Origin of the sequence: Serratia silvae, assembly GCF_023282985.1 — a bacterium.
Lineage (GTDB): Bacteria > Pseudomonadota > Gammaproteobacteria > Enterobacterales > Enterobacteriaceae > Chania > Chania silvae.
Genome location: NZ_JAGQDC010000008.1, coordinates 80,445 through 94,221, shown reverse-complemented (window position 1 = coordinate 94,221; position 13,777 = coordinate 80,445). Strand labels below are relative to the sequence as shown.

Here is a 13,777-nt window from a genome sequence, read left to right as displayed (position 1 = left end):
CTTCCCTTAACTCTGTGCGGCGCGCGTTATTGGCACGCGCCGCAGGAGGTAACAACTGCTTAGCCTGCCATCTGCTTTTCGCGGATTTCGGCCAACGTCTTGCAGTCGATGCACAAATCGGCGGTCGGACGCGCTTCAAGGCGGCGAATGCCAATCTCCACGCCGCAAGACTCGCAGAAGCCGAAATCATCGTCTTCTACTTTCTTCAGCGTTTTCTCGATCTTTTTGATCAGTTTGCGCTCGCGGTCACGGTTACGCAGTTCGAGGCTGAACTCTTCTTCCTGAGTGGCACGGTCTGCCGGATCGGGGAAGTTGGCTGCCTCTTCTTGCATATGCGACACGGTACGATCAACTTCGTCCCTGAGTTGGTTGCGCCATGCTTCAAGGATGCGCCTGAAATGCGTCAACTGGGCGTCGTTCATGTACTCTTCGCCCGGTTTCTCTTGATACGGCTCCACCCCAGCGATGGCGAGAATGCTCAAGGACGAGGTTTTACGGGTTTGCCCTTCTTGCATATTGCTTCTCCTACATACACACGCACTATACCCTTTAATGCTAGTAGGGTATGTCGAATCCCCAATACGGGGGAAAAACAGGCCGCTATAAATAACAGAAGGGAAGAGGGATGGCAATTATTCCTGTCGCCTGCTTGACAATGGTGTGAAGGAAGGCGTATTTGGCGACGCAATATCCGGCTGTCGATTTATTTGTGCCCGGCACCGCTAGTCAATAAAAAAACGGTAACTTAGCGCTTAGCGAGATACCGTCAGGTGATAATTTTGCCCCGTAACAAACAACTTCCACTCCCAACCGCTGAACCTGCGCTAGTAGTGCCGCATAATGCTCATCTATATGATTTGCCGGGGCAACGCTGCTGATACCGCTGTGTAACACGGCAAAAAACAGCACCGCCCGCTGCCCTTGTTCAACCACGTTTTGCAACTCACGCAGATGCTTTTGCCCTCTCAGCGTTACGGCATCAGGGAAGTAGCCCTGTTGATGTTGCAATAATGTGACTGACTTAACTTCAATATAGCAGTCAATCCGGTTTTCTGCCTGTAATAACAAATCGATACGGCTGTTTTCGCTGCCATATTTCACTTCGCCGGTGATTTTACTGTAACCGGATAATTCACTGATTATATTCTGTTCAATGGCTTCACGAACCAGAGTGTTGGCACGCAGCGTGTTGACGCAGATCCAGTCGCCGGCCTGGGTATGCGTCAGCTCCCAACTGTGGGCATATTTGCGTTTGGCGTTATCCGAGGTGGAGTACCAAACGGTGTCCCCAGGCGTAGCACAACCGGTCATTGCACCGGTGTTGGCGCAGTGCAGGGTAAAGGTTTCACCTTCGGGAGTGATCACATCGGCTAGAAAACGCTTGTAGCGCTTGATGAGCGTGGCCGGTTTTAGCGGTGGGTCAAAGATCATGATTTATCCTGTGGGCCGAGTGGCCACTGCTCCAATTCGTGGTAGCGGGTACGGCCCTGTTCAAACGACGATTGGTAGAGAGAGAAATGGCTGGCGTTGAACGGCCAACCCGGCGTGCCAGGAGGAATAGCGACCGGCTGGGTTGCGGCCCGTAATAACGTGATATGGGGGTGAAACGGTAACGGGCTTTGATAACAGCCGCTGCGGGCTGCTTGCGAACGCAGCAATTCCGCCAACTGTAACAGCGCTCGTGGGGGGCGTTTGCTGCCCAACCACACCACGCCAGGGCGAGGCCAGTGGCCAAGATCGTCCAGATTGAGGCTAAAACCCGCCTGTGCGATACGCCCGGCCTGTGTTTTTAGCGCCTGTTCTTTCTGTGCACTGACCTCGCCGAGAAAGGCTAGCGTCAGATGCAGATTGGCGGCGGCCACCGGGCGGCCATCTTCAGGTTTAAATGCCTCGGTACGCCAGCGGATCACCTGCTGCTGCAAGGCATCGGGTAGCGACAAGGCGAAGAACAGGCGGCGAGAGCTGGACATGGAACCCCGGTAAATTAGTGAAACAGTGAGCCTAATTCTATACCCTATGAATTTCAAGCTGCAGCTAGGCGACAAGCTATCTCATCCCCAGGAGCTTACTTTTGGGTAAGTGACTGGGGTGAGATAGTGCAGGTAACAACGCTGCAGCTTGAAAGGCGACGGGTATACAATGTGTGCCGTCCGTTAACTACCTTATGGAGAGTTTTGTGTCCTCACTGCCCGTCAGCGCGGTTCTTGATGAGCTGCTTGCCGCACTGCAATCTGCTCCGCAGGTGTTGTTGCATGCCCCCACCGGTGCCGGGAAATCCACCTGGCTGCCGTTGCAGATCCTGGCAAAAGCCGGGCTGCCGGGGCGAATCATCATGCTGGAGCCACGGCGGTTGGCGGCAAAAAACGTCGCGTATCGCTTGGCTCAACAACTGGGTGAAGAACCGGGCCAAACCGTGGGCTATCGCATGCGTGCCGAGAGCAAAAGCGGGCCGCATACGCGACTTGAGGTGGTGACCGAGGGCATTCTCACCCGCATGTTGCAGCAGGACGCTGAACTGCAGGGTGTCTCGCTGATTATTCTTGATGAATTCCATGAGCGCAGTTTACAGGCCGATCTGGCCCTGGCCCTGCTGCTGGATGTGCAGCAGGGGCTGCGTGACGATCTGAAACTGCTGATCATGTCGGCGACGCTGGATAATGCACGCCTATCACAATTGCTGCCACAAGCGCCGGTGGTGGTGTCGGAAGGGCGCAGCTACCCGGTTGAGCGGCAGTACCAACCGCTGCCAAGCCATCAACGGTTGGAGGATGGCGTAGCCTCGGCGGTGAAGCGCCTGTTGGCTGAGCAATCAGGTTCGCTGTTGCTATTCTTGCCGGGCGTGGCGGAGATTAACCGGGTGCAGGAACGGCTCATTGGCGAGGTGCCAGCGGATACCGATCTCTGCCCGCTGTATGGCGCATTGCCGTTGGCACAGCAGCAAAAGGCGATCCAACCCGCGCAGCACGGGCGGCGTAAAGTGGTGTTGGCGACCAATATCGCCGAAACCAGTTTGACCATTGAAGGCATCCGTCTGGTCGTCGACAGCGGGCTGGAGCGCGTAGCGCGTTATGAAGTCCGTAATGGCCTCACTCGATTGGCCACCCAGCGCATCAGTCAGGCGTCGATGATCCAACGCGCCGGGCGTGCCGGGCGCTTGGAACCTGGAATTTGCTGGCATCTGTTTGCCAAAGAGCAGGCTGAGCGCGCTGCGGAACATGCCGAGCCGGAGATCCTGCAAAGCGATCTGGCCAGCTTCTGGCTTGAGCTGCTGCAATGGGGCTGTGTGGATGTGGGGCAACTCACCTGGCTCGATCAGCCGCCGTTGGCCGCATTAGCCGCCGCTCGCCGTTTATTGCATACCCTGGCGGCTATCGATGACGGTGATAAGTTAACCACCAAAGGTCGCCAAATGGCCGGGTTGGGTTGCGATCCCAGGCTGGCAGCCATGCTGTGTGCTGGAGCCAAGATGGGAGCCGATGGATTAGCCACGGCGGCGATGCTGGCCGCCTTGCTGGAGGAACCGCCACGCAGTGGGCAGATGGATATCGGCTATTGGCTGAGCCGTCCCCAACCGCATTGGCAGCGCCGGGCAAATCAATTAAGTAAGCGCTTACCGCAAAAAAGCGGGCAGATTGATGCCGATCTGGCCGCTCCTTTGTTGGCGCAGGCATTTGCCGATCGTATCGCCCAACGGCGCGGGCAGGATGGGCGCTATCTGTTGGCCAATGGCCTGGGCGCAGCGATGGCTCAGGACGAAGCGCTCTCCAGGGCTCCCTGGTTGATTATTCCCAGCCTGTTGCAAGGCCATAACAGCCCGGATGCCCGTATCCTGCTGGCGTTACCGGTCGAGATTGATGCGCTGGTGGCGAGGTTGCCCGAGATTGTCAGCAGCCAGACCGCCGTCGAGTGGGATGAAGAGAAGGGCACCTTGCGAGCCTGGAAGCGTCAACAGATTGGCCGCTTAACGCTGCGGGCTCAGCCGCTGGCCAAACCGGCGGAAGAGGAACTGCAACAGGCACTGATAAATTGGGTCCGCGCCCAGGGATTGGCTGTGCTTAATTGGGACACCGCTGCCGAACAGTTGCGCCTGCGTTTACACTGTGCCCAGCGTTGGTTGCCAGAGGCCGCTTGGCCGCTGGTGGATGACGAGACGTTGCTCGACACCCTGGAAAGCTGGTTGCTACCGTCATTGAGCGGCGTTCGCGATCTGCGCGGATTAAAGCAGGTCAATATCGCCGAAGCCTTGGCCCGCCGGTTAGACTGGCAGCAAAAGCAACGGCTGGATAATGCCCTGCCAACTCATTATGCTGTGCCGACCGGTAGCCGTTTGCCGATCCGCTACGATGCCGATAAACCGCCGGCATTGGCGGTGCGTTTACAGGAGATGTTTGGTGAGCAGCGTAGCCCAACGTTGGCTGAGGGTCGCATCCCGGTGGTGCTTGAGTTACTCTCTCCTGCACACCGGCCATTGCAGATCACTGGCGATCTGGCCGCCTTCTGGCAAGGGGCGTACCGCGAGGTGCAAAAGGAGATGAAGGGGCGCTATCCCAAACACGTATGGCCAGACGATCCGGCTAACACCGCCCCCACCCGGCGCACCAAGAAATACCAGTAACGAATTCAGATGTTTCTTCTGTTCAGCCCGTTAACATAGGCACAGATTAAGCGACAAAATAACGGACCCGTCGTCTTTCAAGCTGCAGCGTTGTTACCTGCGTTATCTCACCCCAGTCACTTACCCAAAAGTAAGCTCCTGGGGATGAGATAGCTTGTCGTCTAGCGGCAGCTTGAAATCCATAGGGTATAGATTGCAGCAAGCGTGGAGAAGAACCGCAATGGCTGGGGATGACCGCGAGCCCATCGGGCGCAAAGACAAACAACCAAAACTTAATCCGCCGCGTAAATCGGCGCGTCGTCAACGTGACGACGATTATGAAGAAGACGAGTATCAGGATGAGTATGACGATGATGAATACGATGACGACGAAGAGGAACAACGCATGCCGCCCAAGGTAAAAGCGAAGTCGCCCCGTAAAAAGCGCCGTTGGCTCGGCCTGTTGATAAAACTGGTGCTGGTGATTGCCGTGTTGCTGGCAATCTATGGTGTATACCTGGACTCCCAGATCCGTAGCCGCATCGATGGCAAAGTCTGGCAGCTACCAGCGGCGGTGTATGGCCGCATGGTTAACCTTGAACCGGGTATGCCTTACAGCAAAAAGGAAATGGTCGCCCTGCTGGAAGGGATGCAATATCGCCAGGTCAGCCGTATGACCCGGCCAGGGGAGTTTACCGTGCAGGCCAACAGCATCGAGATGCTGCGCCGCCCGTTTGATTTCCCGGATGGCAAAGAAGGCCAGATCCACGCCCGCCTCGATTTCCAAAACAATGGCCTGGCGAAAATCGTCAACATGGAAAATCAGCGTAACTTTGGCTTTTTCCGCCTCGATCCACGCCTGATCACCATGCTGCAATCGCCGAATGGCGAGCAACGCCTGTTTGTGCCGCGCTCTGGTTTCCCGGATCTGCTGGTCGATACGCTGATCGCTACCGAAGACCGTCATTTCTACGAGCATGATGGCATCAGCTTCTACTCCATTGGCCGTGCGGTGGTGGCCAACCTGACTGCCGGGCGTGCGGTGCAGGGCGGCAGTACCTTGACTCAGCAGCTGGTAAAAAACCTGTTCCTGACCAACGAGCGTTCGCTGTGGCGTAAGGTCAACGAAGCCTACATGGCCTTGTTGGTGGATTACCGTTATAGCAAAGACCGTATTCTGGAGCTGTATCTGAACGAGGTGTATCTCGGCCAGAGCGGCAGCGATCAGATCCGTGGCTTCCCATTGGCCAGCCTGTACTACTTTGGTCGACCGGTCGATGAACTGAGCCTGGATCAGCAGGCGCTGCTGGTGGGCATGGTGAAGGGGGCCTCGCTGTATAACCCTTGGCGTAACCCAACGTTGGCGCTGGAGCGCCGTAACCTGGTGCTCAAGCTGTTACAGAACCAGGGGGTGATCGACGCTGAGCTGTATAACATGCTCAGCGCTCGTCCGTTGGGCGTACAACCAAAAGGCGGGGTAATTTCACCGCAGCCTGCGTTTATGCAACTGGTGCGTCAGGAGTTACAGGCCAAGCTGGGTGACAAGGTTAACGATCTTTCCGGCGTGAAGATCTTCACTACGCTGGATCCGGTTTCACAGGATGCGGCCGAGAAGGCGGTGGAAGACGGTATCCCGGCGCTGCGTGCTGCGCGCCATCTCAACGATCTGGAAGCGGCGATGGTGATTGTCGATCGCTTTACCGGAGAGGTTCGTGCCATGGTGGGCGGTGCCGAGCCTCAGTTTGCCGGCTTTAACCGTGCGATGCAGGCGCGCCGTCTGGTGGGATCATTGGCTAAGCCGCCAACCTATCTGACCGCGCTGTCGGAACCGGATAAGTATCGGCTCAATACCTGGCTGGCCGATCAGCCGCTGTCGATCAAACTGTCTAATGGCAGTTCGTGGCAGCCGAACAACTACGATCGTCAGTTCCGTGGCCGGGTGATGCTGGTGGATGCGTTGGCCAACTCGCTCAACGTGCCAACGGTCAACCTGGGGATGTCGGTGGGGCTGGATCAGATCAGCGCGACCCTGCAAAAGTTGGGTATTCCTAAAACGGCAATCAATCCGGTGCCTTCCATGTTGCTGGGGGCTATCGGCCTGACGCCGATGGAAGTGGCGCAGGAATATCAGACCATCGCCAGCGGGGGCAACCGTGCGCCACTGTCTGCGGTGCGTTCGGTGATGGCCGAAGATGGCACCGCGTTGTATCAGAGCTTCCCTCAGGCTGAGCGCATGGTGCCGGCACAGGCGGCTTACCTGACCTTGTATGCGATGCAGCAGGGTGTGGCACGCGGGACTTCCCGTTCGCTGTCGGTCAAGTTCCCCAATTACAATCTGGCGGCGAAAACCGGTACCACTAACGATCTGCGTGACAGCTGGTTTGCCGGTATCGATGGCAAGGAAGTGGCGATTGCCTGGGTAGGGCGCGACAATAACGGCCCAGCCAAGCTGACCGGTGCCAACGGTGCCTTGACGCTGTATCGCCGCTATCTGGAAAACCAGACGCCGCTGGTGCTGAAGCTGCAACAACCAGAAGGCATTAGCCAGATGGGTATTGATTCCGCCGGAAACTTTATCTGTGGTGGTGGTAGTTGGCGCACCATCCCGGTTTGGACTGAGAACCCGCAGGGGCTATGCCAGGCGAGTCAGGCTGCGCAACAGCAAACTCAGCAGCAACAAGCTGGCGAACAGAAAGATGCCGACGGCGTTGCTGGCTGGATAAAAGATATGTTTGGCAAATAAATCCCTGCCGTTATGTTAAGCATATTTATCATTTGATTTTACTGTGTTATCAAGCCCGTAGCGTTCTGTTACGGGCTTCCTTCTCTTTACCGTTTATTTTATTTCCACTCAGTTAACCTGGTTTCTACGCCAATCCCATAGCCTTTTTACGGCTGAAATACGCTTGCAGTCCTGTTCGCCTTCTGCATAAAATGCCGCGCTTATAATAATTATTCTCGTTCACATTCGTTATCAAACTACACCAGAGAAACAGCTATGCCGACCAAGCGTCATTCCTCATCACCGGCCAAATCAGGCTTGTTCCCCGTAAGCGTTTTGGCTGCCACAATCGCGGCTACGCTAACCTTGCCTGCGGTTGCGGCTCAGACTACAGCTGCCGCGGATGCCGATACTATTACGGTGGTAGGGGGCGGCAGCGGTGGTGCTTCACAGGAAAGCGCCTGGGGCCCAGTTGGCACCATCGTGGCGAAACGCAGCGCGACCGGCACCAAAACGGATACGCCGCTGGTGAAGACTCCGCAATCGGTGTCTGTGATCACGCGTGAACAAATGGACGTTATGCAGCCTTCCTCGGTGAAAGAAGCGCTAGGCTTCACTCCGGGTGTGATGGTGGGCAGCCGCGGTAGCTCCAACGTCTACGATGCGGTTTATATTCGTGGTTTTGGCTCGGTCAACCAGAATATCTATCTGGATGGTTTGAAGCTGCAAGGCGACTATTTTAACGAAGCGGTGATAGATCCTTATTTCCTGGAGCGGGCCGAAGTGCTGCGCGGGCCTTCTTCCGTGCTTTACGGTAAAAGTAGCCCGGGTGGGATTGTCTCGCTGATCAGCAAGCGCCCAACCACGGAACCGCTTAACGAAGTCCAATTCAAAATGGGCACAGATAATTTGTTCCAGACTGGATTTGATTTCAGTAATGCGCTGGATGATGACGGCAAGTATTCCTTCCGCCTGACCGGGTTGGCAAAAGACGCAGATGCTCAGCAGGAGATGGCCAAGGAAAAACGCTATACCATAGCGCCTTCATTCAGTTGGCAGCCCGATGAGCATACCAACCTGACGCTGTATTCTTACCTGCAAAACGATCCTAACCTTGGCTACTACGGTTGGTTGCCGATGCAGGGAACGGTGCAAAACGCGCCTTATGGCAAGCTGCCAACCAACTTCAACGAAGGCGAAAAGAGTAACTTCTATTCGCGCCAGACGCGCATGTTTGGTTACAGCTTCTCTCATGATTTCGATGATACCTGGGCCGTACGCCAGAACCTGCGTTATATGCAGCTGCATACCAACCAGAACAATATCTATGGCACTGGCGTAAACGCCGACAACACGACTCTGAACCGTAACTATATCGCTTCGGATGAGCGCCTGAATAACTTCAGCGTCGATACCCAGGGCCAGGCCAAGTTTGCTACTGGCCGCGTGGATCATACGTTGCTGGCTGGCGTAGATTTTATGCGCATGAGTAACGATATTCAGGGCGGCTGGGGCGTGGCCAGTCCACTGGATCTGGCAAACCCGCAGTTTGGTAATTATACCAAGGGGACGTTAAACCCAACCAGTAAGGTCAATGGCCAACGGCAGGTGGGCATTTATTTGCAGGAGCAGGCCGAGTGGAACCAATGGATCCTGACTGCCGGTACGCGCTATGACTGGGCTAAGAGCACCGTTGAGGATCGCACCGACATGGCTACGATCCCCTACAGCGAGCAGAAAGACCACCAATCTACCAATCGCATCGGTCTGAACTATCTGTTCGACAACGGCATCTCGCCGTATGTCAGCTACGCACAATCCTTCGAGCCGAACGTGGGCTCAGGTTATGACGGCAAAGCCTTCGTTCCTTCCAAAGGCGAACAGTATGAAGCTGGCGTGAAATACATGCCAAAAGATCGCCCTGTCTCTGCCACTATTGCCATCTACCAACTGACCAAGTCAAATAACCTGGTCACGGATGTTGAGCATGCCGATAAAGGTTGGTTCCAGCAGCAAACTGGAGAGATTCGTTCTCGCGGTGTAGAGTTGGAAGGCAAGGCGGCGCTGACGGCTAACGTCAACCTGCTGGCGTCCTATACCTATACCGATGCTGAATACACCGAAGACACCACCAACCAAGGCAATACGCCAGCGATCATTCCTAAGCATATGGCCTCGTTGTGGGGAGATTACACCTTCCACGAAACCGCATTGAGTGGCCTGACGCTGGGCGCGGGTGTGCGTTATACCGGCTCAACCTATGGTGATGAAGCCAACACCTTCAAAGTGCCGGACTACACCGTGTGGAATACCGTGATCAAATATGATTTGGCACGCTTCAACCTGCCAGGTTCTTCCGTAGCGCTTAACGTTAACAACCTGTTTGATAAAGAGTATGTCTCTAGCTGTTTCGCCACCTATGGCTGCTTCTGGGGTGCAGAACGTCAAGTGGTCGCCACGGCAACCTTCAGTTTCTAATCGGCTAACGGGAGCGGCCTTTGGTCGCTCCCCGCCAAGCAGGGCCTATGCAGGATAAACACCTTAATCGCGATGCTACGTTCCAGCTCGACCGCGTGAGCTTTGCCGTGCCAGGGCGGGTGCTGTTACAGCCCCTGTCATTGGCCTTTCCTCAAGGCAAAGTGTGTGGATTGATTGGTCATAATGGCTCCGGCAAATCTACGCTGCTGAAAATCCTCGGTCGTCACCAAAATCCTACCTCCGGCCAGGCGCTGCTTAACGGGCAACCGCTGGGCCAATGGGGTAGCAAAGCCTTTGCTCGCCAAGTCGCCTATCTGCCGCAGCAATTGCCCGCAGCGGAAGGGATGACGGTGCGCGAACTGGTCGCCATCGGCCGCTACCCGTGGCACGGCGCGTTAGGCCGTTTCAAGGCTGGCGATCGCGAGCTGGTAGAAGAGGCGATCGGGTTGGTGGGGCTGAAACCCTTTGCCAACCGCCTGGTAGACAGCCTCTCCGGTGGTGAACGTCAACGTGCCTGGCTGGCGATGATGGTCGCACAGGATAGCCGTTGCCTGCTGTTGGATGAACCGACCTCGGCGCTGGACATTGCCCATCAGGTTGAAGTGCTGGCGTTAATTCAACGCCTGAGCCACGAGCGCGGCTTGACGGTGATCGCGGTGCTGCACGATATCAACATGGCGGCTCGTTATTGCGACCATCTGGTGGCGTTGCGCGGCGGCGAAATGATTGCCCAGGGGGCATCGCTTGAGCTGATGCAAGGGCCGGTGCTGGAACAGATCTACGGCATCCCGATGGGCATATTGCCGCATCCAAGTGGCGGTGCACCAGTGAGCTTCGTTTATTGATGCCTACCTCTGCCGATTTTCATCATGACCCGCTGCGCCGGCGTTTATTAACGGCGATGGCATTATCGCCACTGCTGTTCTCTTTACCGACTCGTGCGGCAGGTTCGCCCGATATCACCCGTATCGCGGCGTTGGAGTGGCTACCGGTCGAGCTACTGATTGCACTGGGCGTGATGCCGCAGGCGGTTGCCGATATCCACAACTATAACCTGTGGGTACAAGATCCTCGATTGCCGGACTCGGTGATCGACGTCGGTCAACGTACAGAACCTAATCTGGAGCTGTTGCAACAGCTCAAGCCTTCTCTGATCCTGCTTTCCAAAGGCTATGGCCCCTCGCCACAAAAACTGCAACCTATCGGCCCGACCATGGAGTTTGGCTTTAACGACGGCAGCGGTAAACCGCTCACCGTGGGCAAAAACTCGTTGCTGCAATTGGCACAGCGGATAGGTCTGGAAGCGCGGGCTACTCAGCATCTGCAACAGTTTGATGCTTTCATGCTGGAGGCGCGTAACCGCCTGGCGGGGTATCGGCAACAGCCGCTACTGCTGTTTTCTTTGCTTGATCCTCGGCATGTGTTGGTGATCGGCCAGAAGAGTCTGTTTCAGGAAGTGATGGATCAGCTAGGCATCGAGAATGCCTGGCAGGGTGAAACCAACTTCTGGGGCACCTCGGTGGTAGGGATTGAACGTCTGGCTGTGATAAAAAATGCGCGAGCGATTTATCTCGATCATGGTAATCAGGCGATGATGGATAAGGTCAGCAAGACGCCGCTGTGGCAGGCCTTGCCGTTTATCCGCCAGGGCCAACTGCGGCAGGTGCCAGCGGTGTGGTTCTATGGTGCCACGCTGTCAGCCATGCGTTTTTGCCGTTTGCTGGAGCAGGCACAGGAGGCTCGCTCATGAGTGCACGCCTGCGTATCTTGCCGATAGCGCTGATTATGCTAATGCTGGCAACGGCGAGTGGCCTGACGCTATTCAACCTGCTGCATCAACTGCCGTGGGGCCAGTGGTCACAGGCGTTGGTACAACCAGACATCGACAATGTCGATCAGATGCTGTTCCACTACAGCCTGTTGCCACGCCTGTCGGTTTCCTTGCTGGTGGGGGCCGGACTGGGATTGGTCGGCGTCCTGTTCCAGCAGGTATTACGCAATCCTTTGGCGGAACCCGCCACGCTCGGCGTGGCTGCCGGTGCTCAGCTAGGCTTGACGATTGCCACGCTGTGGATGCTGCCAGGGGGCGAATTGACCCGACAACTGGCGGCGATGGTCGGTGCCATTGTGGTTGGTGGGCTGGTGTTCGGTGTTGCCTGGGGCAAACGGATGTCGCCCGTGACGTTGATTCTGGCCGGTCTGGTTCTTGGGCTGTACTGCGGTGCGGTCAATAGCCTGCTGGCGTTGTTCAATTACGATCAGCTGCAAGGCCTGTTCCTGTGGAGTACCGGTGCGCTAAATCAGCAGGATTGGGGGACGGTGCAGTTTATCCTGCCACGCTTGCTGCTGGTTGCCGTGCTGGCCGCGTTATTGATCCGCCCATTAACGCTGTTAGGGCTGGATGACGGGGTGGCGCGTAATCTGGGCCTGGGCCTGGCAATGTCGCGCTTTGCCGCCTTGGCGGTGGCGATCGTGTTCAGCGCCATGTTGGTCAATGCGGTCGGCGTGATCGGTTTTATCGGCCTATTTGCTCCGTTGATGGCCAAGATGCTGGGAGCTCGCCGTCTGGCGCATCGCATGATGTTGGCTCCGCTATTGGGGGCATTGCTGCTGTGGTTGACCGATCAGGTGATGATCTGGCTGACGCTGGTATGGCGCGAAATCCCGACCGGCGCGGCGACGGCACTGATTGGTGCGCCGTTGTTGCTTTGGCTACTGCCACGCTTACGCAGCAGCGCAACCCCGCCGCCGATGGATCTTGGTGACAGAGTGCCTGTCGAACGTGGCAACTTGCCGATATGGATCCTGCTGGGGAGCGTTTTACTATTGGCCGGGATTGCGGTGGCGCTGATGTTTGGGCAAAACCCCCACGGCTGGCACTGGAGCGTAGGCAGTGAATTACAGGCGCTGATGCCTTGGCGCTGGCCACGAGTGCTTTCTGCCCTGGCGGCCGGGATGATGTTGGCAGTCGCCGGAACGTTAATCCAGAAACTGACCGGTAACCCGATGTCCAGCCCGGAAGTGCTGGGGATCAGTTCCGGCGCGGCTTTTGGCGTGGTGGTGATGCTGTTTATCGTCCCCGGCGATGCTTTTATCTGGCTGTTGCCCGCCGGGAGTCTGGGGGCGGCGGCTACGCTGTTGATCATCATGATTGCGGCTGGGCGCGGCGGATTCTCTACTGAACGCATGCTGCTGGCGGGGATCGCCCTCAGCACCGCCTTTACCACCACCATTTTCCTGCTGTTGGCCAGTGGCGATCCTCGTATGGGGGGGCTGTTGGTGTGGCTCTCAGGCTCTACCTACTCGGTGGATGCTCCGCAGGCAATACGTACGGCGGCGATTGCTGGCGTGTTGATCGTGTTGGCCCCGCTGTGTAGACGTTGGCTGACCATTCTGCCGTTGGGCGGCGCTACAGCACGTTCCGTAGGGATTGCCCTGACGCCGACCCGGCTGAGCATTTTACTGCTGGCGGCAACGCTGACGGCGATGGCGACGCTAACCGTCGGGCCGCTGAGCTTTATTGGCCTGATGGCACCGCATATGGCCCGCATGTTGGGATTCCGCCGGGCGCTGCCGCAGATGGTGATTGCTGCGCTGCTAGGCGGCCTGCTGATGGTGTTTGCAGACTGGTGTGGCCGGATGGTGATGTTCCCTTACCAAATCCCCGCAGGGCTGCTGGCGACCTTTATTGGTGCGCCGTACTTTGTCTATCTGCTGCGTAAGCAAACTTCGTAGACTATCTCGGGTCACCACTATTGTCACCAAGGGCTCAGCATTGCTGGGCCCTTGGTTTTTCAGGCAGTTGCAAAGCATTGCGTGGCACTGCGCAAAGTTGAAAGTTAGGGGTAAAACGGCCGCCAGTCGGGCTGGTGAGATGAATATACTGCGGATGGGTGCTCTGGATCTTTGTATCTGGAGCCTGAGCGAAAGGTACAAAGAGAAAAGCCCCGAGTCGATAATATCAACCCGAGGCCAACTCTAAC

At 56.6% G+C, this 13,777-nt stretch carries 9 protein-coding genes; 6 read left to right on the top strand and 3 right to left on the bottom strand.

The genetic code is table 11. The annotated features are described in order from the left end of the window. Positions 1–59: 59 nt before the first annotated feature. The 3 genes from dksA to thpR form a co-directional block, all read right to left on the bottom strand. Positions 60–515, bottom strand: coding sequence for an RNA polymerase-binding protein DksA (dksA, locus tag KAJ71_RS11910; RefSeq protein ID WP_021179742.1), 456 nt, complete (start codon positions 513–515; stop codon positions 60–62). A 211-nt stretch (positions 516–726) separates the two neighbouring features. After that, positions 727–1,431, bottom strand: a complete 705-nt coding sequence (sfsA, locus tag KAJ71_RS11905) for a DNA/RNA nuclease SfsA (protein WP_248945927.1) — start codon at positions 1,429–1,431, stop codon at positions 727–729. Further along, a complete protein-coding gene (thpR, locus tag KAJ71_RS11900; protein ID WP_248945926.1) occupies positions 1,428–1,970 on the bottom strand; it encodes an RNA 2',3'-cyclic phosphodiesterase in 543 nt (180 codons plus the stop codon). Before thpR ends, sfsA begins: the two co-directional genes overlap by 4 nt. A gap of 194 nt (positions 1,971–2,164) precedes the next feature. On the opposite strand from thpR, the gene hrpB reads away from it, so the two are divergent. The 6 genes from hrpB (at position 2,165) to fhuB (ending at position 13,529) form a co-directional block, all read left to right on the top strand. Beyond that, positions 2,165–4,615, top strand: a complete 2,451-nt coding sequence (gene hrpB / locus KAJ71_RS11895) for an ATP-dependent helicase HrpB (RefSeq protein ID WP_283106738.1) — start codon at positions 2,165–2,167, stop codon at positions 4,613–4,615. A gap of 220 nt (positions 4,616–4,835) precedes the next feature. Further along, on the top strand, positions 4,836–7,337 hold the full coding sequence (gene mrcB / locus KAJ71_RS11890; protein WP_248945924.1) for a bifunctional glycosyl transferase/transpeptidase: 2,502 nt from the start codon (positions 4,836–4,838) through the stop codon (positions 7,335–7,337). A 255-nt stretch (positions 7,338–7,592) separates the two neighbouring features. Next, a complete protein-coding gene (gene fhuA, locus KAJ71_RS11885) occupies positions 7,593–9,794 on the top strand; it encodes a ferrichrome porin FhuA (RefSeq protein WP_248945923.1) in 2,202 nt (733 codons plus the stop codon). A 47-nt stretch (positions 9,795–9,841) separates the two neighbouring features. Next, a complete protein-coding gene (fhuC, locus tag KAJ71_RS11880; protein WP_248945922.1) occupies positions 9,842–10,639 on the top strand; it encodes a Fe3+-hydroxamate ABC transporter ATP-binding protein FhuC in 798 nt (265 codons plus the stop codon). Further along, a complete protein-coding gene (gene fhuD, locus KAJ71_RS11875; RefSeq protein WP_248945921.1) occupies positions 10,639–11,544 on the top strand; it encodes a Fe(3+)-hydroxamate ABC transporter substrate-binding protein FhuD in 906 nt (301 codons plus the stop codon). Before fhuC ends, fhuD begins: the two co-directional genes overlap by 1 nt. Then, the gene (gene fhuB, locus KAJ71_RS11870) at positions 11,541–13,529 is read left to right on the top strand and encodes a Fe(3+)-hydroxamate ABC transporter permease FhuB (RefSeq protein ID WP_248945920.1); all 1,989 of its coding nucleotides are present in this window, start codon (positions 11,541–11,543) and stop codon (positions 13,527–13,529) included. Before fhuD ends, fhuB begins: the two co-directional genes overlap by 4 nt. Positions 13,530–13,777 lie beyond the last annotated feature (248 nt).